At 70.7% G+C, this 25,154-nt stretch carries 21 protein-coding genes and 1 tRNA gene; 9 read left to right on the plus strand and 13 right to left on the minus strand.

Going from position 1 to position 25,154, the window contains the following annotated elements; translation table 11 throughout:
• From murA to leuC, 3 genes are all read right to left on the minus strand, one after another.
• Positions 1-1,374, minus strand: a complete 1,374-nt coding sequence (gene murA, locus AC3E6M_RS04965; protein WP_230006109.1) for a UDP-N-acetylglucosamine 1-carboxyvinyltransferase — start codon at positions 1,372-1,374, stop codon at positions 1-3.
• 63 nt (positions 1,375-1,437) lie between these two features.
• Positions 1,438-2,034 (minus strand): 3-isopropylmalate dehydratase small subunit, encoded by a 597-nt coding sequence (leuD, locus tag AC3E6M_RS04970; RefSeq protein ID WP_138174324.1) that lies wholly within the window; start codon positions 2,032-2,034, stop codon positions 1,438-1,440.
• A 1-nt stretch (position 2,035) separates the two neighbouring features.
• Positions 2,036-3,517 carry a 3-isopropylmalate dehydratase large subunit gene (leuC, locus tag AC3E6M_RS04975; RefSeq protein WP_138174322.1) on the minus strand — a complete coding sequence of 494 codons (1,482 nt, stop codon included), beginning with the start codon at positions 3,515-3,517 and terminating at the stop codon, positions 2,036-2,038.
• A 233-nt stretch (positions 3,518-3,750) separates the two neighbouring features.
• Here leuC and AC3E6M_RS04980 point away from each other — a divergent pair, with 233 nt between their 5' ends.
• On the plus strand, positions 3,751-5,076 hold the full coding sequence (locus tag AC3E6M_RS04980; RefSeq protein ID WP_490529216.1) for an O-acetylhomoserine aminocarboxypropyltransferase/cysteine synthase family protein: 1,326 nt from the start codon (positions 3,751-3,753) through the stop codon (positions 5,074-5,076).
• Positions 5,073-6,386 (plus strand): LLM class flavin-dependent oxidoreductase, encoded by a 1,314-nt coding sequence (locus AC3E6M_RS04985; RefSeq protein WP_138174318.1) that lies wholly within the window; start codon positions 5,073-5,075, stop codon positions 6,384-6,386. Before AC3E6M_RS04980 ends, AC3E6M_RS04985 begins: the two co-directional genes overlap by 4 nt.
• Positions 6,387-6,416: 30 nt before the next feature.
• Here the strand turns inward: AC3E6M_RS04985 and AC3E6M_RS04990 are convergent, their stop codons facing one another.
• The gene (locus AC3E6M_RS04990; RefSeq protein ID WP_138174316.1) at positions 6,417-7,481 is read right to left on the minus strand and encodes a TerC family protein; all 1,065 of its coding nucleotides are present in this window, start codon (positions 7,479-7,481) and stop codon (positions 6,417-6,419) included.
• A gap of 154 nt (positions 7,482-7,635) precedes the next feature.
• Here AC3E6M_RS04990 and AC3E6M_RS04995 point away from each other — a divergent pair, with 154 nt between their 5' ends.
• Together AC3E6M_RS04995 and AC3E6M_RS05000 are read left to right on the plus strand one after the other, a co-directional pair.
• Complete coding sequence (locus AC3E6M_RS04995; RefSeq protein ID WP_490529217.1) at positions 7,636-8,190, plus strand: RNA polymerase sigma factor; 555 nt, start codon at positions 7,636-7,638, stop codon at positions 8,188-8,190.
• Positions 8,187-9,242: a DUF4349 domain-containing protein gene (locus tag AC3E6M_RS05000; protein ID WP_138174312.1), complete on the plus strand. Its 1,056-nt coding sequence runs from the start codon at positions 8,187-8,189 to the stop codon at positions 9,240-9,242. The genes AC3E6M_RS04995 and AC3E6M_RS05000 overlap by 4 nt, the downstream gene beginning before the upstream one ends.
• Before the next feature lie 118 nt (positions 9,243-9,360).
• Here AC3E6M_RS05000 and AC3E6M_RS05005 read toward each other — a convergent pair.
• Positions 9,361-9,436, minus strand: a tRNA-Glu gene (locus AC3E6M_RS05005).
• Positions 9,437-9,642: 206 nt separating this feature from the next.
• Here AC3E6M_RS05005 and AC3E6M_RS05010 point away from each other — a divergent pair.
• Positions 9,643-10,281 carry an MBL fold metallo-hydrolase gene (locus AC3E6M_RS05010; RefSeq protein ID WP_138174310.1) on the plus strand — a complete coding sequence of 213 codons (639 nt, stop codon included), beginning with the start codon at positions 9,643-9,645 and terminating at the stop codon, positions 10,279-10,281.
• A gap of 145 nt (positions 10,282-10,426) precedes the next feature.
• Here AC3E6M_RS05010 and AC3E6M_RS05015 read toward each other — a convergent pair whose 3' ends face one another.
• The 4 genes from AC3E6M_RS05015 to AC3E6M_RS05030 are packed head-to-tail and all read right to left on the minus strand — an operon-like array spanning position 10,427 to position 14,558.
• The gene (locus AC3E6M_RS05015; RefSeq protein WP_055954014.1) at positions 10,427-10,696 is read right to left on the minus strand and encodes an HPr family phosphocarrier protein; all 270 of its coding nucleotides are present in this window, start codon (positions 10,694-10,696) and stop codon (positions 10,427-10,429) included.
• 27 nt (positions 10,697-10,723) lie between these two features.
• Entirely contained in the window at positions 10,724-12,790 is a 2,067-nt protein-coding gene (locus AC3E6M_RS05020; protein WP_490529218.1) for a PTS fructose transporter subunit IIABC, read from the minus strand.
• 20 nt (positions 12,791-12,810) lie between these two features.
• Positions 12,811-13,776, minus strand: coding sequence for a 1-phosphofructokinase family hexose kinase (locus tag AC3E6M_RS05025; RefSeq protein ID WP_490529219.1), 966 nt, complete (start codon positions 13,774-13,776; stop codon positions 12,811-12,813).
• On the minus strand, positions 13,773-14,558 hold the full coding sequence (locus AC3E6M_RS05030; protein WP_171024250.1) for a DeoR/GlpR family DNA-binding transcription regulator: 786 nt from the start codon (positions 14,556-14,558) through the stop codon (positions 13,773-13,775). Before AC3E6M_RS05030 ends, AC3E6M_RS05025 begins: the two co-directional genes overlap by 4 nt.
• A gap of 188 nt (positions 14,559-14,746) precedes the next feature.
• On the opposite strand from AC3E6M_RS05030, the gene AC3E6M_RS05035 reads away from it, so the two are divergent.
• Genes AC3E6M_RS05035 through AC3E6M_RS05045 form a run of 3 tightly spaced genes read left to right on the plus strand, consistent with a single transcriptional unit; the run spans position 14,747 to position 17,612 of the window.
• Complete coding sequence (locus AC3E6M_RS05035; protein WP_490529221.1) at positions 14,747-15,793, plus strand: ABC transporter substrate-binding protein; 1,047 nt, start codon at positions 14,747-14,749, stop codon at positions 15,791-15,793.
• 38 nt (positions 15,794-15,831) lie between these two features.
• A complete protein-coding gene (locus AC3E6M_RS05040) occupies positions 15,832-16,842 on the plus strand; it encodes a FecCD family ABC transporter permease (RefSeq protein WP_138174350.1) in 1,011 nt (336 codons plus the stop codon).
• Positions 16,839-17,612, plus strand: a complete 774-nt coding sequence (locus tag AC3E6M_RS05045) for an ABC transporter ATP-binding protein (RefSeq protein WP_138174302.1) — start codon at positions 16,839-16,841, stop codon at positions 17,610-17,612. The genes AC3E6M_RS05040 and AC3E6M_RS05045 overlap by 4 nt, the downstream gene beginning before the upstream one ends.
• 34 nt (positions 17,613-17,646) lie before the next feature.
• Here the strand turns inward: AC3E6M_RS05045 and AC3E6M_RS05050 are convergent, their stop codons facing one another.
• From AC3E6M_RS05050 to AC3E6M_RS05060, 3 genes are all read right to left on the minus strand, one after another.
• Complete coding sequence (locus tag AC3E6M_RS05050; RefSeq protein WP_490529222.1) at positions 17,647-18,060, minus strand: hypothetical protein; 414 nt, start codon at positions 18,058-18,060, stop codon at positions 17,647-17,649.
• 77 nt (positions 18,061-18,137) lie between these two features.
• On the minus strand, positions 18,138-21,245 hold the full coding sequence (locus AC3E6M_RS05055; protein ID WP_490529223.1) for an alpha/beta hydrolase: 3,108 nt from the start codon (positions 21,243-21,245) through the stop codon (positions 18,138-18,140).
• A 177-nt stretch (positions 21,246-21,422) separates the two neighbouring features.
• Positions 21,423-23,939: an MMPL family transporter gene (locus tag AC3E6M_RS05060; RefSeq protein ID WP_490529224.1), complete on the minus strand. Its 2,517-nt coding sequence runs from the start codon at positions 23,937-23,939 to the stop codon at positions 21,423-21,425.
• A gap of 111 nt (positions 23,940-24,050) precedes the next feature.
• Between AC3E6M_RS05060 and AC3E6M_RS05065 the strand changes: the two genes are divergently transcribed.
• A complete protein-coding gene (locus tag AC3E6M_RS05065) occupies positions 24,051-24,626 on the plus strand; it encodes a TetR/AcrR family transcriptional regulator (RefSeq protein ID WP_490529265.1) in 576 nt (191 codons plus the stop codon).
• A 340-nt stretch (positions 24,627-24,966) separates the two neighbouring features.
• Here the strand turns inward: AC3E6M_RS05065 and AC3E6M_RS05070 are convergent, their stop codons facing one another.
• Positions 24,967-25,092, minus strand: a complete 126-nt coding sequence (locus AC3E6M_RS05070) for a hypothetical protein (protein ID WP_490529225.1) — start codon at positions 25,090-25,092, stop codon at positions 24,967-24,969.
• Between the last annotated feature and the right edge of the window lie 62 nt (positions 25,093-25,154).

A 25,154-nucleotide genomic window follows, 5' to 3' on the forward strand; every position in this document is an offset into this window, starting at 1 on the left:
TCAGCCCACGACGTCGAAGTCAGCGTCGAGAGCGGTCAGCTTCTCGAGGAACTTCTCGTATCCACGGCGGATGATGCCGATGTTGCGCACCGTCGACTCGCCCTCGGCAGCCAGAGCCGCGATGACGTAGCTGTAGCCTCCGCGCAGGTCGGGCACCTCGACGTCGGCGCCGTGCAGGGGCGTCGGGCCGGTGATCACGGCGGCCTGCTCGAGGTCGCGTCGCGGCACGCGCCGGTCGGCGCTGTCCAGGCCCTTCGGGTGCACGACGATGTCGGCCCCCATCTTGTTGAGCGCCTGGGTGAAGCCGAGGCGGTTCTCGTACACCGTCTCGTGCACGGTCGAGACGCCGTGGGCCTGCGTCAGGGCGACGATGAGCGGCTGCTGCCAGTCGGTCATGAAGCCGGGGTGCACGTCGGTCTCGACCATGACGGGCTTGAGGTCGCCGCCACGGCGGAACAGGATGCCGTCCTCGCGCACGTCGAACCAGCCGCCGGCCTTGCGGAAGACGTTGAGGAACGTCAGCATGTCCTGCTGGCGCGCGCCCTTGGCGAAGATCTCACCGTCGGTGGCCAGGGCCGCACAGGCCCACGAAGCGGCCTCGTTGCGGTCGAAGATCGCGCGGTGGTCGTAGCCGTCGAGACGGTCGACACCCTCGATGAAGATGACGCGGTTGGGCTCGTACGAGATGATCGCGCCCATCTTCTGCAGCACCGCGATGAGATCCATGATCTCGGGCTCGATCGCGGCGTTGCGAAGCTCCGTGACGCCCTTCGCGCGCACCGCGGTGAGCAGGACCTGCTCGGTCGCGCCCACGCTCGGGTACGGCAGCGTGATGTTGGCGCCGTGCAGCCCGTTCGGGGCGGTGATGCGGATGCCCTCGTAGCTCTTGTCGACGACGGCACCGAACGCGCGGAGCGCATCCATGTGGAAGTTGATCGGACGGTCGCCGATGCGGCATCCGCCGAGGTCGGGGATGAGCGCCTCACCGAGGAGGTGCAGGAGCGGTCCGCAGAAGAGGATCGGGATGCGCGACGCGCCGGCGTGGGCGTCGATCTCTTCGAAGTGCGCGGCGACCGCGCCCGAGGGGTCGAGGTGGAGCGTTCCCTCTTCGTCCCCTTCGGTCACGGTGACGCCGTGCACCTCGAGGAGCGAGCGCACGACCTTGACGTCGCTGATCATCGGGACGTCGCGCAGCGTGCTGGTGGTGTCGCCGAGGAGCGCCGCCACCATCGCCTTCGTGACGAGGTTCTTGGCCCCCTTGACCTCGACCGTCCCGCGCAACGGGCGTCCGCCGCGGATCACGAGGGTCTCGGCCGCTTCCCAGTCCGGCTGTCCGGGGATCTGGTCTCCGGAATCGGTGACGAGTGTGCTCATAGGGGGGTGGACCTCACTTCGTGGACGAGGGGCGGCGGAACGGCCCGATCGGACCGGCCGGGCTTAGCGGACCGGAAGGGTCCGCGGCCGCCATGCCTCGCGGCGCGCCTCGAACTGCGCGATCTTGTCTTCGTCACGCAGAGTGAGCCCGATGTCGTCGAGCCCTTCGAGAAGCCGCCACCTAGTGTAATCGTCGATCTCGAACGAGACTCGGAGGTCGCCGAGCGTGGCGGTCTTGGCCTCGAGGTCGACCGTCATCTCGACGCCCGGCTGCGCCTCGGCCGCCGACCAGAGCCGCTCGACGTCGTCTTCCGAGATCACGCCCGTGACGAGCCCCTGCTTGCCGGAGTTGCCGCGGAAGATGTCCGCGAACTTCGGGCTCAGCACGACGCGGAACCCGTAGTCGCGCAGGGCCCACACGGCGTGTTCGCGGCTGGAGCCGGTGCCGAAGTCGGGGCCGGCGACGAGCACGGATGCCGAGCGGTAGGCGTCCTGGTTCAGCACGAACGCGGGATCCTGGCGCCAGTTGGCGAACAGCGCGTCCTCGAAACCGGTCTTGGTGACGCGCTTGAGGTACACGGCGGGGATGATCTGGTCGGTGTCGACGGCGGACCGCTTCAGCGGCGCGACGATCCCGGTGTGCGTGTGGAACTTCTCCATGTCAGGCCTCCGCCCCGGTCGAAACGGTCTCCGCGGGCAGCGGATCGAGGTCGGCGGGGCTCGAGAGGGTCCCGCGCACCGCGGTCGCCGCTGCCACGAGCGGCGAGACCAGGTGGGTGCGTCCGCCCTTGCCCTGGCGCCCCTCGAAGTTGCGGTTCGACGTCGACGCGCACCGCTCGCCCGGTGCGAGCTGGTCGGGGTTCATGCCCAGGCACATCGAGCAGCCCGCGAAGCGCCACTCGGCCCCGAACGCGGTGAACACCTTGTCCAGACCCTCCGCCTCGGCTTCCAGGCGCACGCGCGCCGAGCCGGGCACGACCATGACACGGACGTTCTCCGCCTTCGTGCGGCCCTGGATGACGGACGCGAACGCCCGCAGGTCTTCGATGCGGCTGTTCGTGCAGGAGCCCATGAAGACGGCATCCACGGGGATGTCCTTCATCGGGGTCCCGGCCTGCAGGTCCATGTACTCCAGCGCCCGCTCGGCGGCCGCACGCTCGTTCGCGTCGATGATGTCGGCGGGGGTCGGCACGACGTCCGAGAGCGAAACGCCCTGACCGGGGTTCGTGCCCCACGTGACGAAGGGCTCGAGCTCGGCGGCATCCAGGAACACCTCGGCGTCGTAGACGGCGCCCTCGTCGCTGGGGAGCGTGCGCCAGTAGGCGACGGCGTCCTCCCAGTCCTGACCCTGCGGGGCGTGCGGCTTGTCCTTGACGTAGGCGAAGGTCGTCTCGTCGGGGGCGATCATGCCGGCGCGAGCACCGGCTTCGATCGACATGTTGCACATCGTCATGCGCCCCTCCATCGAGAGGGAGCGGATCGCGCTGCCGCGGAACTCCAGGACGTAGCCCTGGCCGCCGTTCGCGCCGATCTTGGCGATGATCGCGAGGATGATGTCCTTCGCGGTGACGCCGGGCTTCAGCTCTCCCTCGACGGTGATCGCCATCGTCTTGAAGGGCTTGAGGGGCAGCGTCTGGGTCGCCAGGACGTGCTCGACCTCGCTCGTGCCGATACCGAAGGCCATGGCCCCGAACGCGCCGTGCGTCGAGGTGTGGCTGTCGCCGCAGACGACGGTGATGCCGGGCATCGTCAGCCCCAGCTGCGGGCCGACGACGTGGACGATCCCCTGCTCCTTGTCGCCCAGCGAGTGGATGCGGACGTCGAACTCGGCGGCGTTGCGGCGCAGCGTCTCGATCTGCGTCCGGCTGGTGAGGTCGGCGATCGGCTTGTCGATGTCGAGCGTCGGGGTGTTGTGGTCCTCGGTCGCGATCGTGAGATCGAGGCGGCGGACCGGGCGGCCCTCGGCGCGCAGGCCGTCGAACGCCTGCGGGCTCGTCACCTCGTGGACCAAGTGGAGGTCGATGTAGATGAGATCGGGCTGACCGTCCTCGCCCTTGACGACCAGGTGGTCGTCCCAGACCTTCTCGGCCAGGGTCCGCGGGCGATCGGGAATGTGGATGCCGTCGATCGATGTCGTGCTCATGAGACTTGCGTTTCTCCTCGGATGGGATGTGAGGCCCGCGACGAACTCCGCGACGAGAAAGGCCTAGAACAAGGTCTCGTCGCGGCCGCTAAGGAGGAGGCCGGCGATCCGCACGTCGCCACGATACCACCGGGCCGAGCACGCCCCTCCGCGTAACACGGCGCCGCACGTTTGGGTGGCGGCCGGGTCGCCGTGCGAGCCTGTCGCCACCGCCGTTGGAAGGAGAGTCCCGCATGGGCGCACAGGAAGACACCGGTTTCTCGACCCGTCAGGTGCACGTGGGCTCGTCCGCCGCCCCCGCATCGCCCCGGGCCACGCCCATCTACCTCACGGCGGGCTTCACGTTCTCGGATCTCGACGAGTCGGCAGCCCACTTCTCCACGGGCAGCGGCTTCGGGTACACCCGTACGGGCAACCCCACCGTGCAGGCCGTCGAAGAACGCCTCGCTTCGCTCGAAGGCGGAGACCAGGCGATCCTCGTCTCGAGCGGCCAGGCGGCCGTCACCGTCGCGCTCCTCGGCCTCGCAGGAGCGGGCGACCACCTCGTCGTCTCGGAGCACATCTACGAAGGCACGCGCGGACTGCTCCTGGACAACCTCGCGCGTCTGGGGATCGAGACGACCTTCGTCGACACCGACGACCTCGACGCGTGGCGAGCCGCGATCACCCCGCGCACGAAGGCGCTGTTCGCCGAGACGCTCTCCAATGCCCGCAATCACGTCCTCGACGTCGCCGCCGTCGCTGCGGTCGGCGCGGAGCACGGCATCCCGCTCGTCGTCGACAGCACCTTCACGACGCCGTACCTGCTGCGGCCGATCGAGCACGGCGCGGCCGTCGTGGTGCATTCGGCGAGCAAGTTCCTCGCCGGGCAGGGCGCGGTACTCGGCGGCGTCATCGTCGACGACGGACGCTTCGACGCCGCGGCGTCCGGGCACGTGTTCCCCCACCTCGTCGGCGCCGACCGCCTCGGCGGCGCGAGCTATGCCGAGAAGCACGGGCCCCGGGCGCGCGGAGCGTACTTCCGTGAGAGCGTCGCCCCGCGCTTCGGCCCATCGCCGTCGCCGCTGAACGCCTTCCTCATCGGCCAGGGCGTCGAGACGCTGAGCCTGCGCGTCGAGCGGCAGTCCGCCAACGCGCTCGCGGTCGCCCGGTGGCTCGAGGGGCGTCTCGAGGTCGAGCGCGTCGACTACGTCGGGCTCCCCTCCCACCCGCATCACGAGCTGGGGCGGCGCTACCTCACGCGCGGGAGCGGCTCGGTGTTCACCGTGACCCTCCGCGGCGGGCTCGAGGCGGCGCGGCACGTCGTGCAATCGGTGCGTCTGATCACGCACATGACCCACCTCGGCGACGTGCGCTCGCTCGTCCTGCACCCCCAGAGCACCAGCCACGCGGGCCGCACCGTGGCCGAACGCGAGCGGGCCGGAGTCTTCCCGGGGACGATCCGCCTCTCGATCGGCATCGAGGACATCGACGACATCCTCGCCGACCTCGCGCAGGCCCTGGACGGGATCGTCTCGGCGACCCGAGCCGGCGACGTGCGAGAGGTCGTGGTCCTGTGAGCCGTCTGCAGCACTTCGGGTGGTTCCTCGCTCGCGGATTCGGCCCGCACGGCTGGGGGCACCCGTACTTGCGGTGGAACCACCGCTGGACCGAACCCGGTCTGTACCAGGACTCCGCGCGCACGCTCGAGCAGGCCGGGTTCGACCTGCTCATCATCGAGGACGCGCCGTCGCTCGGCAGCGCCGAGACGATCGATCTCCGCGTCCGGCACGCCTTCGGTGGCCCCAAGCACGATCCGCTTCTGCTGGCCCCCTACCTCTTCGCGGCGACCCGGCACCTCGGCGTCGTGCCGACGGTCAACCCGGCCGCGTACCTCCCGTACACCGCCGCCCGGCAGTTCGCCACGCTCCAGCACTTGAGCGGCCACCGCCTCGGACTCAACGTCGTGACCGACACCGGCAGCGCGCGACACTTCTCCACGGCACCGCAGCTCGGCCACGACGCCGCGTACGACCGCGCCGAGGAATGGCTCGACGGGCTGCGGACGCTCTGGCGCAGCTGGGGTGAGGGCGCGCTCGTCGAGGACGAGGAGTCCGGCGTGTACGCCGACGGCACGCGCCTCGCCGCGGCGCAGCACCGCGGCGAGTACTTCGGCTTCGACGGCCCGCTGAACGCGGTGCCGTTCACCGACGGCGAGCCCGCGATCGTCTCGCCCGGTGGCTCCGGCCGCGGACTGGCGTTCGCCGGCGCGAACTCCGACGTCCAGTTGGCGCTCGCGCCCCTCGACGAGCAGAGCATCCGCGCCTATCGCGGACGCATCCACGCCGCCGCCGAAGCCGCCGGACGTTCGCCCCACGACATCAAGATCCTCTTCGCCATCCAGCCGGTGCTCGTGTCGTCGGCGGAGGAAGCCGACCGGCTCGTCGCGGCATCCGCTCACCCCGACGAGGCCGCGCTGTCGGCCATCGCCCGCAAGCAGTCCAGCGACCTCGAAACCGACCTCACCGGGCTGGACCTCGACGCCCCGCTGGACCGGGCGATCTTCGGCGAGCACGTGTCCGAGGGCAGCATCCGACGACTGGTCGGGGCGCACGAGCCCGACGCGCCGCTCCGCGCGATCCTCGCCGCGCACGCCCGCCTGGGGCGACTGAGCGACGGGTCCGGTTTCGTCGGCACGGCCGACGAGTTCGCGGACCGCATCGAGCAGCTCGGCGACTGGGGCAACGACGGAGTGCTGCTGTGGGGCGATCTGCACCCCGTCACCGTGCACCGAGTGCTCGACGACCTCGTGCCGATCCTGCGGCGCCGCGGCATCCTGCGCGAGGAATACGTCGAGGGCGGCCTGCGCGGCAACCTGCACGCGTTCTGACCGGCGACGCCGCGCTCCGCGCACAGAACCTCAGTCGCGGTCCGGCTGCTCCACCGTCGGAGGCGTGCCCTTCTCGTCGGCGACCCGCGCGGCCGCATCCCGCGGGCCGGCCGCGGCGGGTTCGCGACGCGAAACGACGAGGCTCGCGATCGTGGCGACCGCCATCGACAGCACGATCACCGCGAGCGAGACCCACGTCGAGATCTCGGGCGCCCACTCGATCGGCTCGCCGCCGTTGAGGAACGGCAGCTCGTTCACGTGCATCGCGTGCAGCACGAGCTTCACGCCGATGAACGCGAGGATGAACGCGATGCCGTAGTGCAGGAACCGCAGACGCTCGAGCAGGTCGCCGAGCAGGAAGTACAGCTGGCGCAGGCCCATGAGGGCGAAGAGGTTTGCCGTGAACACGATGAACGGGCTCTGCGTGATGCCGAAGATCGCCGGGATCGAGTCGATGGCGAACAACAGGTCGGTGACACCGATCGCCGCGAAGACGATGATCATCGGCGTGAAGATGCGCTTGCCGCCCACCCGCGTGAGGACCTTCTTGCCGTCGTAGGTGTCACTGATCGGCAGCACCCGGCGCAGCATCCGGACGACGAGGTTCTCTTTCTGGGTGTCGTCGTCGTGGTCATCGCCGGGGAACGCCTGCCGGATCGCCGTGTAGATAAGGAACGCGCCGAAGAGATAGAAGATCGGGCTGAAGTTCTCGATGATCGTGGCCCCGACGAGGATGAACGCGCCGCGCAGGATCAGGGCGATGATGATGCCCACCATCAGCACTTCCTGCTGATACCGGCGCGGTACCGCGAACTGGCCCATGATCAGGACGAAGACGAAGAGGTTGTCGATCGACAGGCTGTATTCGGTGAGCCAGCCCGCGACGAACTGACCCGCGACCTCTCCCCCGGCCGCGATCGCCAGGACGCCCGCGAAGGCCAGCGCCAGCACGACGTAGAACACCACCCAGAGCGTCGATTCCTTCGGCGAGGGGATGTGGGGTCGCGCGAGGATGATGAGCAGATCCGCGGCCAGGATCAACACCAGCACCACGAGGGTGACGGTCTGGAACACCGGATCCAGCTGCAGCTCCATGGCGGGCCTTTCGTCGGGGGAAACGCTGAAGTCTATCCGCCGGCCCGGGCGCCCGGCATCCCGGCCGACGATCGGCGTGAGACGATCCGGCGCGCGCGGACACCTCTGAGTGAGAGAGTGCTCACACGGGTGCCCGACAGGAAGAACGGATGCCATGACCGACGACGTGATCGACGACAGGGCGCTGGTCGCGCGCGCCGCCGGTGGGTCGGAGGTGGCGTTCCGGGCGCTCTATCGCGCCTACGCGCGGCCGGTGTACTGGATCGCCTTCGGGCTCGTCCACGACGAGAACGACGCGGAGGATGTCGTGCAGGAGACGTTCGTCGTCGCCTGGCGGAAGATCCCGCAGCTTCGACTCGAGGGCGCGTCCCTGCTGCCGTGGCTCGCGACGGTGTGCCGATTGCAGGCGCAGAACCGGCTGCGGTCGCGGCGTCGACACGGAGCGACCGCCGAGCTCGACGAGAGCATCCCCGCGATCGTCGACGTCGAGAAGCAGGTCGTCGAGGCCGAGACGGTCGGAGCGATCCTCGCCGCCGTCGAAGGTCTCGGCGAGCTCGACCGGGAGATCTTCCGACTCTGCGCCGCCAAAGGCTACGGCTATCAAGCGGCGGCGGAGTCCCTGGGGGTGTCCCACGGCACCGTGCGCAACCGCCTCTCCCGCATCCGTTCCCGGGTGCGCGCCACCGCGATGGAGACGGAGACCCCATGACCACGCCCACCCTCCCCCCGCTCCGCGACGACCGGGTGGATGCCATCGAGACCGCCGTCTTCGCCCGGATCGCCGACGAGCGGACCGCACGTCGGCGCCGCCGCCGCGCCGTGTGGACGGGCGTCGGCGCCGCAGCGGCCGTCGTCGTCGTGGCCGCCGTCGTCGGCCCGGCCCTGACGTCGCCGACGAGCACCGGCGGCTCGTCCGTCGTGGGCGTGAGCGAAGCGGGAGGCGCGGCCGTCCCCGGTCTGAGCACCGGCGAATCGGCGGAAGGCCTCCGCGACATGAGCGGTGCCGCGATCTCTGGCGACGCGTCGGCCGCATCCGGCGTCGATGGATCGGCGTCGCGCGACATCGTCGCCACCGGATCGAGCACGGTCGCGGTGGACGACGTCACCGCCGCGATCGCGAAGATCTCGGATGCCGCCACCTCGGCCGGTGGATACGTGGAGTCGTCGCAGCTGGGCGGGGGCATCGGCGTCGTCCCGCTCGACGGCGGGATGTCGCAGCCGACCGCGTCGTCGGCGTGGATCACGGTCCGGGTCCCCGCCGATGCGCTCGCCTCGGTGATGGACGGCCTCTCCGCCGTGGGCGATGTGACGGCGACGAGCGTGAACCGCTCCGACGTCACCGAGCAGACGGTCGACCTCCGGGCTCGCGTCGCCGCCGGCGAGGCATCCGTCGCCCGTCTCACCGAGCTCATGGCGCAGGCCGGGTCGGTGTCCGACCTCATCGCCGCCGAATCCGCGCTCGCGGAGCGGCAGGCGCAGCTCGACTCCGACCGGCAGGTGCTGAACTCCATCGAATCGCAAGTGGCGATGTCGTCGCTCAGCGTTCAGCTGACCGAGCGCTCGCAGACGGTGGCCGCCGACCCCGCCGGCTTCGGCGACGGGCTCGTGGCCGGGTGGAACGGCCTCGTCGCAACACTCAACGGAACCGTGATCGGACTCGGGTTCCTGCTGCCGTGGATCGCCGTGGGCGCGGTGGCTTTCGTGATCGTGTGGGGCGTGCGGCGGCTGATCCGCCGGCGACGCGCGAGCAACGAGGGGTAATCGCCTCGACGGGATCGGATGCCACGTTCACGGCATCCGATTCCGTTCGCGCCCCGTGCGCGGGCGTGCCGACGCAACGAAAGAGCCCCGACCATTCGGTCGAGGCTCTTTCTCATGTTGGTGACCCCAGCGGGATTCGAACCCGCGTTACCGCCGTGAGAGGGCGGCGTACTAGGCCGCTATACGATGGGGCCGCGTCGCAACCGTTCAAGTATGCACTACGGATGCGGCGCACGACAAATCGGGCCGCGAATGACTCGCAGCCCGGGCGTGTCCGGCCCACCGTATCGCGGGACCGGCCCGAAGGGAAGGGCGGACGCAAGACGTTCATCCCCTGGCATCCGGATCGCTCCCCGTCCAGCGGTTGCAGCCTCCCCCGCCGCGGAGTTGACTCGACGGCATGCAGGTCACCAAACACGAACACGCCGCCCTCGTCGTCGCCGAGGCGGGCCACACCCTCGTCATCGACCCCGGCAGCTTCACTTCGCCGCTCGAGGACCTCACGGGCCTCGTCGGCGTCGTCATCACGCACGAGCACCCCGACCACTGGACGCCCGAGCACCTCACCCGCCTGCAGAAGGCGCACCCGGGCGTGCCGATCTACGGCCCGGAAGGCGTGCAGAAGGCCGCCGCCGGCTTCGAGATCGCGGCGGTGAACCCCGGCGACACCCTGGACCTCGCCCCGTTCCACCTGAAGTTCTTCGGCGGCCGCCATGAGGTCATCCACGAGTCGATCCCCGTCGTCGACAACGTCGGCGTGCTCGTCAACGACGCGCTGTACTACCCGGGCGATTCGTACGCCGTTCCGAAGCACACCGAGGTCGCGCTCCTCGCCGCTCCCGTCGGCGCGCCGTGGCTCAAGATCTCCGAGGCGATGGACTTCGTGCTCGCGGTCAAGCCCGCGCGCGCCTTCGCCACCCACGACATGACCCTCTCCGTCGCCGGAAAGCAGATGGGCAACGCCCGCCTTACCTGGGCCGTCGAGCAGAACGGCGGGACCTTCGTCGATCTGCAGCCCGGCGACTCGACCGAGGTCTGAGCCGCACAACTCCGGCAGAACCGGCGTCTGCTGCCCACGACACCCGCGCGGCCGGGTTCCTGCAGGAGTTGTGCCGCCCGCACACGGAAACACCGGATGCCATGACCCCTGGGGCCGTGGCATCCGGTGTTTCGTGCAGAGAGGCTTACTGCGCGTCGAGGTCCGTCTCCAGCAGGGCGACGAGCTCGTCGAGCGCCTGCTCGGCGCCCTCGCCCTCGGCCTTCAGCGTCACGACGGTGCCGTGACCGGCGCCGAGACCCATGAGCGAGAGGATGCTGCCGGCGTTGAGGTCGGCGCCGCCGTCGGCCGAGATGGTGACGGGGATCTTCTTCTCCTGCACGGCCTGCACGAACAACTTCGCGGGACGGGCGTGGAGTCCGGAGCTGCTGGCGATGGTGGCCTGACGTTCTGCCATGGTGATTCCTTTCGAACCGATGGGGGCTTAGGCGGCGACGGAGGCGGCCGGAGCGGCCTCGGTGACGGCGGAGTCCTGGGTGCGGCGACCGATGCGCTTGAGAGCGACGACGAGCAGCGCCGTCACGACCGTACCCGCCGCGATTGCGAGGGCAAAACCCCAGAACGGGTTGATCGCGAAGAAGACGAACACCCCGCCGTGCGGCGCGTACGACTGCACGGCGAACAGCATGCTGAGGCCTCCCGTGATCGCGCCGCCCACCATCGAGGCGGGGATGACGCGCAGCGGGTCGGCCGCGGCGAACGGGATCGCGCCCTCGGAGATGAACGAGGCGCCGAGCAGCCACGCGGCCGCACCGTTCTCGCGCTCGACCGGCGTGAACTTGCCCCGGGCCAGGACCGTGGATGCCAGGGCCATCGCGAGCGGCGGCACCATGCCCGCGGCCATGACGGCGGCCATGATCAGGTACGGCGCGGTGTTGGTCTGGGTCGCCGCGGCCAGGCCCGTCGTCGCGAAGACGTACGCGACCTTGTTGACGGGTCCGCCGAGGTCGAAGCACATCATGAGGCCGAGGATGACACCGAGCACGATGGCACCGGCGCTCGACGCCGCGAGCGAGGTGAGGCCCTCGGTGAGCGCCGCCATGAGGGCGGCGATCGGGCGGCCGAGGAAGAGGATCATCAAGCCCGAGGCGAAGATCGAGCCGAGGAACGGCACGATGACGACGGGCATCAGACCGCGCAACCAGCGGGGTGCGTCGAAGCGGCCAAGCCACCACGCGATGAAACCGGCGAGAAGACCGCCGATGATGCCGCCGATGAAGCCGGCGTTCATGAGCACGGCGACGGCACCGGCGACGAAGCCGGGGGCGATACCGGGACGGTCGGCGATCGCGTACGCGATGAAGCCCGCGAGCACGGCGACGATGAAGCCCATCGACGTCGCACCGATCATGAAGGCGACCGAACCGAGGTACTGACCCACCGGTCCGAGCGGCGAGGTGATGCCCTCGGTCGGGAGGTCCCACAGCGAGTTCTGGATGATGACGTTGGCCGCGTTCTGCGTGACCTGGTAACCGCCGAGCAGGAAGCCCAGGGCGATGAGCAGACCGCCACCGGCGACGAACGGGATCATGTAGCTGACACCGGTGAGGAGCCAGCGCTGGATGCGGCGACCCACGGACTGCTGAGCGACGGGGGCGTCTGACGCCGAGGCACCGGCGGCACCGCCTTGCACGCGCGCGGCGTTCGGGTTCTGCGACGCCGCGACGGCCTCGGCGATGAGCTGCTTCGGCTGCTCGATGCCGCGCTTCACACCGGCGCGCACGACGGGCTTGCCAGCGAAGCGCTGGGGCTCGCGGACGTCGACGTCGACGGCGAAGATCACGGCGTCGGCGTCGTCGATGACGCTCTGCGGCAGGGCCTTGTAGCCGCTCGACCCCTGCGGCTCGACGACGAGCTCGACGCCGTCGGCCTCGAGGCCCGCGGCGGTGAGCGCATCGGCGGCCATGAACGTGTGCGCGATGCCGGTGGCGCACGCGGTGACGGCGACGATCTTCGTCGTCTTCGTCGCGGTGGCCGTGCGGGCCTCGGCGCGCGTCGCCGCGGCGGGCGCGGCCGCGGAGGCCTCTGCCGGAGCGGGCGCGGGGGTCACGGCATCCGTGATGATGCGCACCGCGTCGGCAGGGCTCACGGCGGAGCGGAGTCCCGCGGTGAACTCGGGCTTCATGAGGCTGCGGGCGAGCTGCGACAGCACCGCCAGGTGCGCCTCGTCGGCTCCGGCGGGCGCCGCGATGAGGAACACGATGTCGGCGGGCCCGTCGGGAGCACCGAAGTCGACGCCGGGCGTCAGACGGGCGAAGGCGAGCGTCGGCTCGGTGACCGAGGCGCTGCGCGCGTGCGGGATGCCGATGCCGCCGGGGAGTCCGGTCTCGTCCTTCTGTTCGCGGGCCCAGGCGTCGTCGAAGAGCTCCTGCGCACTGGTCGCGCGGCCCTGCGCGACGACGCGCTCGGCCAGAGCACGGATGACCGACTGCTTGTCGGCCCCCAGGGGCGCGTCGAGGCTGACGAGCTCCGGTGTGATGATCTCGGACATTGTCTTGTGACCTTTCGTGGTCAGGATGTTGCGGTGGAGGTGGAGAAAGCGGTCACGGCGATCGGGCCCGAGGGCAGATCCGCCGGTGTCGGGGCCTGCGTCCCCGGCAGGGTCGCCGCAGCTGCGCCGTACGCGATGCTGCGGGCGAGACGGACGGGGGCGGTCGCCCCTTCGAGGTCGGCGAGCAGGTAGCCGGCGAGCGAGCTGTCGCCCGCGCCGACCGTGCTCGCGACCTGGATCTTGGGGGCGCGTCCCCGCCACGCGCCATCGGCGTCGAAGAGGAGCGCGCCATCGGCACCGAGGGTCACGAGAGCGGATGCCACCCGCTCGGGGACGAGAGCGGCCGCCCGGCGCGTCGCCGCGCCGATCACGTCGTCGTCGACCGCCGCGTCCTCGCCGACCAGTTCGGCGAGCTCTTCGTGGTTCGGCTTGATGAGGTCGGGGCGCGCGGTGGCGACGACGGCGGCCAGGGCCGGGCCCGACGCATCCACGGCGATCCGCGGGGCGACGGAGCCCCAGCGCGCGCGCACCGCGGAGATGAGGTCGGCGTAGAACGTCTCGGGCACGCCGGGCGGGAGCGAACCGGCCAGCACGAGCCACGTCGCGCCCTCGGCCGCGGAGACGACGCCGGCGGTGAGCGCGGCCGCCTCGTCCGCCGACAGCTGGGCGCCGGGGAGGTTGAGCTTCGTCGTCTCGCCGAGCGGGTCGGTGATCGTCAGGTTCGCGCGGGCGCGGCCCGCGACGGGCACGATGTCGAGCGCCACGCCGGTGTCGTCGAGCAGCAGTCGGTACGGGTCGTGGTCGTTGACGGGAACGACGGCGCGCGCAGGCGCACCCGCGGCGGAGACGACGCGGGCAACGTTGACACCCTTGCCCCCGGCATCCTCGCGGGAGGAGTCGGCGCGCTGGACCTCACCCGGGACGAGCGGGCCGGGCAGGAGCACGGCCCGGTCGGCCGACGGGTTGGCGGTGAGGGTGACGATCATGCGACACGCACCTCGGCGTCGGCGTCGGCCAGGGCCTGCGCGAGGACGTCGGGAGGGGTGCCGTCGGTGACGAGCACGTCGATCTCATCGAGGCGGGCGAAGCGCACGAGCAGTTCCTCTCCGAATTTGGCGGTATCGGCCACGACGACCACGCGCCGGGCCGCGTGGATGATCGCGGTCTTGACTGCGGCTTCCTCGGGGTCCGGGGTGCTGAGTCCGAAGCCGGCGCTCAGGCCGTTGGTTCCGATGAAGGCGATGTCCGGCCGGAGCTCGCCGATCGAGCGCACCGTGTGCGCGCCGACGGCTGCGGCGGTGACTCCGCGGACCTTCCCGCCGATCACCGTGAGCGAGACGCGATCGTCGCCGGCGAGCAGGTGCGCTGCTTCGAGCGAGTGCGTGACGATCTCGACGCCACCGGCGCCCCCACTGAGGACCTGGGGCAGTTCGGCAGCGACGGCGGCCGGGGTCGTGCCCGCGTCGATGAAGATCGAGCCACGGAACCCGGGGGTGAGCAGCCGGGCGGCCTCGACACCGATCGCGCGCTTCGCCTCACCCTGGCGCAGACGGCGCTCGGACAGGGAGGCCTCGGTCGTGCTGGCGCGGTCGACACCGACGGCGCCGCCGTGGACGCGCCGCAGAGCGCCCGTCCGCTCGAGGCGGTCGAGGTCGCGACGAACGGTCTCGGTGGTGACGTCGAAGCGACGAGCGAGGTCGACGACGCTGACGCGTCCGATCTCGCGCAGTTCGCGCTCGATGAGCTGCTGGCGCTCCATTGCGTACACGGGATCCCCTTCGAAGATTCCCACACGTTACAACACGAAACCACATGAAGCAACAGTGGTTCATTGCTCATCTGCCACGCCCGCGCGGCGTTTCGATTTGACCTTCGGGCAGAGAACCAGAAACAGTGAGGTAAGCCTTACCAACATCGATGCGCCGCTCCGGCCCATCGCCCCCACGGAGATTCCGGATGCCACACACCCGCGCCTTTGCTCTGCCCGCTGCTCTTCTCGCGACTGTCGTCGCCCTCACCGGCTGCGGCGCGTCCGAGCCGGTTCCCGAGACGACCGCCGCCGCCGGCGGCGACGGGACGACCACCTACCCGCTGACGCTCGAGAACTGCGCGCGCGAGATCACGGTCGACGCCGCACCCGAGCGCGTCGTCTCGCTCGACCAGAACTCCACCGAGATCCTGCTCTCGCTCGGTCTCGCCGACCGCATGGTGGGCACGGCATCCTGGACGGATCCCGTCCTGGATTCCCTCTCCGACGCCAACGCGCGCGTGCCCCGCCTGGCGGACAACGCCCCCTCGTACGAGGTCGTCCTCGGCGTGGATCCCGACTTCGTCACCGCCTCGTTCGGTCGCCACTTCGCCCAGGGCGGCGTCGCCACACGCGATCGCTTCGCCGAGACCGGCGTCCAGAGCTACCTCTCCCCCACCGACTGCGAGGGCGCGGTGAGCATCAACGGCGGCGGCACGCGCACGATCGCCCTGACCGAAGACGTCCTGTACGGCGAGATCCGCGACCTCGCCGCGATCTTCGACGTGTCGGCGCGCGGCGAGAAGCTCATCGCCTCGCTGCAGGAACGCGCGGCGGCGGCGACGGACGGCGTCGACTTCGGCGGGCGATCGGTGGCCTTCTGGTTCGCCGACACCAAGACGCCCTACATGGCGGGCGGCCTCGGCTCCGCCGCGCTGCTGGCCAAGAGCGCCGACATGACCGGCGTGTTCTCGGATCAGAACGACGACTGGCGCGCGGTGGGCTGGGAAAGCGTCGTCGCCGCCGACCCCGACGTCCTGGTGCTCGGCGACCTGCAGCGCGACCGGTTCCCCGGCGACCGCCTCGACGACAAGATCGCCTTCCTCGAGGGCGATCCCTTGACCTCGACCATGACGGCCGTCCGCGAGAAGCGCTTCCTCGCGCTGCACGGCGCTGAGATGAACCCCTCGATCCGCTTCGTCGACGGACTCGAGAAGATCCGCGCGTGGTGGGACGAGAACCGGAGCACGCTCTGAGCGCCGCGGTCGCGGCTCCGGTGCGCGCACGCGCGCGGATGCCGCTGGGTCTTCTCCTCACCCTCGGCGGGGCGGTCGCCCTCGTCCTCTCGCTCGGCGTCGCGATCACGCTCGGTCCCGCCGATGTCTCGCTCGTCAACGTCCGCGACGTGGTGCTGAACCACCTCGGTCTCGCGGACATCCCCGTGCGCGCGGCCAAGGACGCGATCGTCTGGGAGGAGCGGCTTCCCCGGGCGCTCGTCGCCGCGTGCACGGGCGCGGGCCTTTCGCTGTGCGGCGTCGTCATGCAGTCGCTCCTGCGCAACCCGCTCGCGGAGCCGTTCGTACTGGGCGTGTCCTCCGGCGCCTCCACCGGCGCGGTCGTGATCGGTGTGCTCGGGGTGGGCGGCGGCATCCTGGGCCTGTCCGGCGGCGCGTTCGTCGGAGCGCTTCTCGCTTTCGGGCTCGTGCTCCTGTTGGCCCGGTTCACCTCGGGCGGAACCTCCGGCGTCGTGCTCGCGGGCGTCGCCAGCACCCAGTTCTTCTCGGCGCTGACGTCGCTGGTGGTGTTCGCGGTCGCGGACTCCGACGAGACGCGGGGCGTGATGTTCTGGCTCCTCGGATCGCTCGAGGGCATGCGGTGGGACAACGTCGCGCTGTGCGCCGCGGTCGTCGCGGCCGGTGCGGTGGTGTGCCTCCTCGCCGCCCGAGCGTTGGACGCCTTCGCCTTCGGCGACGACGTGGCGTCCTCGCTCGGCATCCCCGTCGCCCGCACCCGCATCGGCCTCCTGGTCGTCACCGCGCTCATGACCGCGACGCTGGTCAGCGTGGTCGGCGCGGTGGGCTTCGTCGGGCTCGTCGTACCGCACGCGGTGCGACTGCTGGTCGGACAGCGGCACGTCCGCGTGCTGCCGGTGTCCCTCGTCGTGGGCGCCGTGTTCATGGTGTGGGTGGATGCCGCCACCCGCACCCTCTTCGCCCCCACTCCCCTGCCGGTCGGCGTCGGCACCGCCATCATCGGGGTGCCCGTGTTCGTGGCGCTCCTCGTCCGCCGGAGGAAGCGCGCATGACCCTCGAGACGCGCAACGTGCACTGGACCCGCGGCGGGGCGCTCGTCGTGGACGGGGTCTCGCTCCGGCCCGCCCCCGGCAGCACGGTGGGACTGCTCGGGCCGAACGGGTCGGGCAAGTCCTCGCTGCTGCGCCTGCTGCAGGGCGCGGCGCGTCCCGATACGGGCGACGTGCTTCTCGACGGAGCACCGCTGCGCACACGCGGACGCCGCGAGGTCGCCCGGGCGGTCGCGGTCGTCACGCAGCACGCCGAGACCGACACCGACATCGTCGTGCGCGACGTGGTGCGCCTCGGGCGCACACCCCACCGCCCGATCTGGGGTGGGTCGAGCCCGGAGGACGAGGCCGCCATCGACGGCGCCCTCGCGCGCGTCGGGCTCGCCGACAAAGCGGACCGGCTCTGGCACACGCTTTCCGGCGGTGAGCGTCAGCGTGCGCAGATCGCTCGAGCGCTCGCGCAGGAACCCCGCGAGCTGCTCCTGGACGAACCGACGAACCACCTCGACATCCGGCACCAGCTCGACATCCTCGCGCTGGTCGCCGCGCTCCCGGTCACGAGCATCATCGCGCTGCACGATCTCAATCTCGCCGCGACCTACTGCGACCACATCGTCGTCCTCAAACGCGGTGCCGTCGTGGCCGGCGGGCACCCGGATGAGGTCCTCACCCCGGATTTGATCGCCGAGGTCTACGGTGTGCGCGCACGCGTCCTGCGCGACGAGGCCGCGGAGCGTGCGACGATCGTGTTCGAGGGGCCGTTGGCATCCTGACGCGTGCGGCGCGAGCGGTGGCCGCCGCGGTGGATCAGGGAGCGACGACCGAGATGGTGAACTGGATCTCGCCGCCGTCGGGGGCGGTGAGCGTCGCTTCGGTGGAGCCGATGGCGCGAGCCTCGAAACCGGGCCGGAACGTCGCCCCTTCGTCGGATCCGCCGGCCGAGAACTCCGCGATCGCGGGATCAGCGGTGGTGCCCCGCCACTGATCCTCGGTTCCGTCCTCGACCGCGATCACCAGAGCGGTGCCGACGACGACAGACACATCGGTGCCGTCGAGTTCTCCCGGCGACAGGATCGTCGGCGGCAGGGCCTGCAGGCCCCCCGCGGTGGCCGAGCTGGGCGCCGAGCCGCCGCCGATGGTGGACGGCGTCCCGGCCGGGGCGCACCCGGCCGAAAGGAGCACCACGGCGGCGAGGACGGCGAGCACGGACGAACGCTTCATCAGGACCTCTTCTCGAGACGCATGTCTTCGATCGGATGCTATCGCTCGACGAGCGGGGCGTCCGGTACGCCGCCCCCTCAGCGCCCGCGTCGGCGGCGTGCCTCGACGGTCACGGCGCCGCCGGCGGCGGCCGTCAGCGCCGCTCCCAGAGCCACCGCGAGCCACAGCGCCCCGTCCACGCCGGACCGCGCGAGCGTTCCACCGGCCCGACTGTCAGCGACGACCGGGGTCGTCGTCACGGACGGGCTGGGTGCCGGCGAAGTGGTCGGGGTCGGGGTCGGGGTCGGCACCGACGCGCCGATGCGCACGCTCGCCTGCTGCACGCGTGCCGAGCCGGCGCCCTCCGCGCGCACCGACGTCGCGCCCAGTGCGGCGTCCGCGGCGATCGTCGTCTCGATGACCGCGGTACCGTCCGCGTCCGCGATCACCCACGGCAGTGCCGCCCCGGCGATCTGCGCGAGGACCGCTTCCCCGACGCGGAAGCCGGTCGCGGTCAGCCGAAGCGTGTCACCACGGCGGGGCTCGGCATCCGAGACCTCCAGCGTCCCGGGCGTCCGGGCGGCGGCGAGTTCGGCGCACACGTCACCCTGCACGCCGAAGGCCGGCACGGGGGCGGCGTCGTCACCCTGAACGCCGTCGTCCTCACGCACCACGATGTCAGCGAAGTCCCCCGACCCCGACACCGCTCCCCGGCCCGTCGTCGCCGCGGTTCCCGCGACCGACACCCCCGCTGCGGAGGGATCCGTGTTGCCGACGATGAGCACAGGGACGGGGAGACACGTCTGGCCCGGTGCGAAGGTGAAGCGCTCACCCCCGAGACCCGCCGGGGGCGCCTCGCCACCCGACCCCGGGTTCGTGCTGACGAACGCGCTCACCGGCTCGTCCCAGGCCCTGTCCAGCCACACCGCAATGGCCGCGGTACGCGGCTCGGATCCCTCCTCCACGCGGGTCTCGGCGACGCTGACCGCCGGGCGCGCCACGGGATCGGGGTCGCCGGCCGACGGGGAGTCGAAAGCGAGGTCTGACAGCAGAAGGGACCCGGATGCCGACGCGTCGGCGCCGATTCCCGGCTCCAGCACCACCTCTCGCACGTCGGACAGATCGATGTCCACGACCCGGTCGAGCGGGAGGGTGATCTGCTGCAGCACGACCTTGTCGAGTCCGAAGGCACCGCCGGGCAGACGATTGACCGCGTACGGATTGAGCGACGAGGCGCTGACGGAGAATTCGGCACCGGATCCGTCGACGAGCTTCACGGAGAATTCCGTCCCCAGCGCGACGTCATCGCCTGGCGCGGCCTTCAGCGTCAGCTGCACGCGGTCGCGCACGTCGCGCTGCTCGGCGGCGAGGGATACGTGCAGGCTCGCGCCGGACGCCTCGGTCCACTCCAGGCGGGTCGCGGGGAACAGCGGCACGAACGGCGCGAGGAAAGCGGGGTTCCAGTGCGGCACCGCACCACCCCAGTGGGAGGAGCAGGAGGGTTCGGATGCCGTCGGCATGGAACCTTCGCAGGGCGTCGCCACAGCTGCGCCTTCGACGGACACACGGGCGCCCTTGCCCGCGAAGTCCGTGATCAGGTCGGTGTCCGAGCGCGGCTGGGTGGCCATCACCCGCACGTCGGCGAAGGGCGTGAGGGTGGTCGACGGAGCGACGGACCCGTCGAACAGGGGACGGAACCGCTCCTCGCCCCCGAGCGTGAGGCGGAAGAAGCCCGTCATGTACGACACCCCCACCTGGTACTGCTCCGCGGCGCTGAGGCGCGTGCTGTCGACGGTCGCGCAGCTCGAGGTCGTGTCCTCGGGGTTCCAGTCATCGGCTCCGCCCACCGGATACTCCCCCGGCGTCCATACCGAGCTGAAGAAATTGTGGTTGGCACCCATGACCCACATCGCCGACCGCAGGACGTCGTCGCCGAACGCGCGGCGGGAGTCGTCGATGTACTTCTGCCCCTGCTGGTCGGACACGTCGCCGTCGCAGTACGGCAGCACGGCCAGGGTCGTCACGTCGGAGAGGGTGCGGCGGGCGAAATCGGTCGGGGCCAACGGGAGCACGGCCAGGATGCCGTAGCGGTCATCGGCCGCGGCGTTCAGCTGGGCGGCGGAAACGACGCCTTCGCCGCCCCGCGAGTGGCCCATGAGGCCCACGCGGTCCAGATCGAACCGGCCGTCGAGATCGGCCGCGGTCACGCCCGAAGGCGGGGCCGGCTGATCGGCGCGTGAGGTGGCGCGCTCCAGGGCATCGTCGAACGTGCGGGTCACGGCATCCTGGCCCTCCGGCCGATCTTCGTACGACACCCCCTCTCCGCGGGCCAGTCGGTCGAGCATGTCGAGGGTGTCCAGCACCAGACGGCCTCGCGCCTGCGCGCCCTGGTCGAGGGTGAACTCCGAATCGGTGGCGTTGATGGCGTTCGCCGAGATCGAGACGACGTTGTACCCGTGCGAGGCGAGGGCACGGCCCGTGCCCTCGTATCCGAGGTAGGACCGGATCTGCATCTGGGCGCTCGGGCAGGGCCAGTCCGCGGTCGCCTCGCCCGACACGGCGTCACCGCACGTGGCATGCCGGCCGTGTTCGAGCACGACAACCGGCCGGGGGCCGGATGCGGAACTCAGGTAGATCTTGCCCACCATCTCGCCACGGGCGTCGCGGTAGCCCGCGAGGTCGATCGCCGCGTCACCGAAGTCGTACTCCGCCTCGGTCACCGTGTACGGACCGGGCTCCGCGGGGTCGATGACGGGGTCGGCGGGAGCGAGCGCGTCGAGCTGCCGCTTGAGCATGTCGTTCTCGGGGTCGGGGGCGCGCCGCTGGCCGGAGTCATCTGCGCCGTCCTCTCCCGCCTTCGGGCCCGATCCCGACGCCCAGCCCTTCTCGACCTCTTGGGCCGTGGCGACGCGGTCGTCGAACGTCGTCACCGTGAGGGTGCGGCCGCCGTCCTCGGTCCGCGCGATCCCGATCGGTTCCCCGTCGACGATGATCGTGGGCGCGTCGCTCACGATCGGGAGCGGCTCCTCCAGACGAAGGGTGACGGTGTACCCGCCGGCGGCGCGCTCGACGGTCCACGCCGGCCCCGATGCGACGACGACATCGTCGGGGCTCTGGGCCGAGGCGGGGGCGGCTACCGCCCCGGTGACGAGCAGCGCGAGGAGCGAGGCGACGGCGATGTGCCGGCGCCGAGGAAGAATGTGCATCGGTGCGACTCCGGGGTCGGTCGGGCGATCGACCCCGGGGACACGACGATCCCCCAGGTCACGTGATCCCCGCATTCAAGCAGACCGGAGCGAGGGAGCGCGAGTATTTCCGACCGTCACCGACGCTCTGGGGTCGCCCTCACCACGACTCCGGCTACGCGCGCTGCCCTCGCGGGCTCACTCCCCCTGGACGTCGACGTGATGGACCGGATGCCGGCGCTCGAGCGCCGCGCCTTCGACATCGACGTTCGGCACGATGGGATCGAGCCAGCGCGGCAGCCACCACGCCGCGCCGCCGAGCAGGTGCATGAGCGCGGGCATCAGCAGCATCCGCACGACGAAGGCATCGAAGAGCACCCCGAGCGCGAGTCCGAGGCCGATCGACTTGATGATGACCGACTCGGAGGTGATGAAGCCCGAGAAGACCGCGACCATGATGAGCGCCGCGGCGATCACGACCGTGCGACCGGCGCGGAACCCCTGCACGACGGCGAGCCGAGCCGGCGCGCCGTGCGCCCAGGCCTCACGCATCCCGGAGGCGAGGAAGAGCTGGTAGTCCATCGCGAGGCCGAACAGGATGCCGACGAGGATGACCGGCAGGAAGCTCAGGATCGGGCCCGGGTTGTGCACGCCGAAGAGTTCCCCGAACCATCCCCACTGGAACACGGCAGTCACCGCCCCGTACGTGGCGAAGAGCGAGAGCACGAATCCGGCGGTCGCGATCAGCGGGACCAGGAGCGACCGGAACACCATGACCATGATCAAGAACGACAGGCCGACGACGACGAGGAGGTAGAGCGGGAGCACATCCGCGAGCCCCTCTGAGATATCGATGTTGATGGCCGCCTGCCCGGCGACGCCGAGGACGATATCGCCGTCGACGGGCGGGAGATCACGCAGGTCGCGCACGAGTTCCTCTGTCGAGGCGCTGCTCGGACCCTCGGCGGGGATCACCTGGAACGCGGTGAGCCGGTTGTCGTCTGAGAGCGCCACGGGCGCGACCGCGACGACGTCCTCCTGAGCGACGAGCACGCGCGCAACGCTCAGCTGGGCATCGAGTGCGGCATCGTCGTCGAGCCCGGCCGGCAGCGACGCCGTCACGAGCAGCGGCCCGTTCGCCCCGGCGCCGAAGGACTCTGCCGTCAGGGTGTAGGCCCGATAGCCGGACGAGTCGGTGGCCTCCGACCCGCCGTCGGGCAGGCCGAGGCGCATCGACAGCGACGGGATCGCCACAGCGAGCAGCGCGGCGGTGGCGATGACGACGGTGAGCACGGCGCGCAGGGTCGACATCGGACGGACGGAGCGCGATCGCTGGGCCCCGGCATCCGGTTCGGCGGCGCGGGCACGCGCTATGGCGCGCTTGCTCAGAATGCGGTGCTTCGCGAGCCCCAGCAGCGCGGGCGTGAGCGAGACGGCGATCAACACGGCGACCGCGACGCTGACCGCGCCCGCCGTTCCCATGACTCCCAGGAAGGGAACGCCCGTGATGTTGAGCGCCAGGAGCGCGACGATGACCGTGGCGCCCGCGAACACGACCGCGTTGCCGGCGGTGCCGTTGGCCAGTCCGATCGACTCGTGGAGATCGGCACCGTCGAGCAGCTGCCGCCGGTGCCGATAGATGATGAAGAGCGAGTAGTCGATGCCGACGGCGAGCCCGAGCATCACGCCGAGGATCGGGGTCACGGAGGCCATCTGGACGACACCCGAGAACGACAGCGTCGCCAGGGCCCCGATCGCGACACCGACCAGCGCGGTCACGATCGGGAACGCGGCGGCGAGAATCGAGCCCAGCACCACGATGAGGACGATGGCGGCCACGGCCACACCGACTGCCTCACCGACACCGAGGATCTCGGGAACGCCCTGCGAGATGTCGGTGGAGAAGGCGACCTCGACGCCCTCGATCGGCTCGGCCTCGAAGTGCTCGACCACGGCGTCCTTCGACGTTTGCGCGAGCTCCAGGCGCGGCTCGGAGAACCGCACGTTGACGATCGCGGTAGCGCCATCCTCCGAGACGACGCGGATGCCGTCCGCGAACGACAGCAGTTCGGCCCCCTGTTCGAGCTCGGCTTCGTTCGCCTCGATCGTGGCGAGGCCCTCCGCGAGCTGTTGACGCTGGTCGTCGATGACCGCCTGCTGCGCATCGAGCTGGCTCTGCTGGGCGTCGAGCGCCGTGGCCGGCAGTCCCTGCGCCTCGAGCTGGGAGCGCGTCGCGTCGAGCTGCGCCTGGCCGGCATCCAGCTGCGCCTGCCCGGCATCCAGCTGTTCGGCTCCCGACTCCGCCTGCGCCCGCGCATCCGCGAGTTGCGTCCGTCCGTCCTCGATCTGCTGTCGGCGGTCGGCCAGCTGTTGGGCGGTCGCGAAGGGATCGATCACGCCGGACACATCGGGAAGGTCGCGGGCAGATTCGGCGAGCTCGGTGATGTCGCTGCGCTGGTCCTCGGTGAACGCGGCGCCGTTCTCGGTGTGGAAGACGACGGTGCCCGAGGCGCCACTGAAGTCGGGCAGCTGTTCCTCGAGCTCGGCGATGACGTCGCCCGAGGCCGTCCCGGGGATGTCGAAGCTGGAACTCAGACCGGCAAACCCCACGAGGAAGCCGCCGACAGCGATGCCGAGGATCGCGACCCAACTCACGATCACGGTCCACGCCCGTCGAGCGGCAAACGACCCCAGGCGATGCAACAGTTCGGCCACGACTCTCCTTCGGATTCGCGGAGGCGTGCCCCATCGATGGGGCCTCCTCCGCATCGATCGGCTCCGTTAAGCTAACACGGAACGTCTCGTCTAGTCTCAGGAGTGATCAGAATGCTTCCCCGCAGCGGCCCCGTCCGCAGTGAAGCCGCACGCCACGCGATCCTCGACGCGGCGGCCGCTCTCCTCTCGGAACGCGGTTACGACCATCTGACGATGGAGGGCATCGCCAGCCGGGCCGGTGTCGGCAAGCAGACCATCTACCGCTGGTGGCCCTCGAAGGGCGCCGTCATCGCCGAGTGCCTGCTGGAAGGCAAGCTGCTGGACGGCCGACTCGTGCTCCCCGATACCGGCGACATCCGCCGCGACCTGACCGACTGGCTCGCCGAGGTCTTCGCGCTCCTCGAGTCTCCTCAGGGCGAGATGATCCTGCGATCGCTGATCGCGGCGGCCGCGGAGCATGCCGAAATCGGACGACGGCTACGCGACAGCCTGGCGGGATCGGAATCGATCTCGGGGCGTCTCGAGCGGGCGATCGGAACGACACCCAACCTGCCCGAGGGCGCGCCCGTCGAGCAGATCACCGAGGCGCTCATCGGCGCAGTGCTGCTGCGGGCGCTGAGCCGCGCCCCCATCGAGCCCGGCGACGCCGAGCGGCTGCTCGACGCCGTTCTCGGCCCGCAGTCCTGACCGGACTGTGGTCGGGTGTCCCCCAGGCGAGTGACCCGACCGCGCATCGGATCCCCCTGCGCCCCGCCGCAGTGGCGCCTGCCGACCCCACTGATCTCCCGCGGAGCGGTGGCCTCCTCGACCAGGGCACCGCAAACAAAAAAGACCCTCGAGAACCGAGGGTCTTACTTGCTGGGGTACCTGGACTCGAACCAAGAACAACTGACGGGCTCGGACCAGGTGACGCCAGGGCGCCGATCCGGCGAGAATCCGCATGTTTCCGCGGTTCTCATGACCGCGACACTACCGGCAAGCACCGGCCGATGCCGGCCAATCTGAGGGTTTCTGGTCACCAATCCGGTCACCCGTTCTCGGCGTCATCGAGGCGCCGGACCGGCACGAACTCAGCGAGCGGTCTCGAGTCTCTGGTGAGGTCGTACTCGCGCAGCAGCGCGATTTTCGCCTGCTTGTCGATACGCCGGTCCACGCCGGGATCTCGTCACCCCGTCTCGGCAAGGCCGAGCGACGTCCGACATCGTCGGCGCCTTC

It is taken from the genome of Microbacterium sp. SCPM-O-B-15248 (M128) (genome assembly GCF_058214835.1).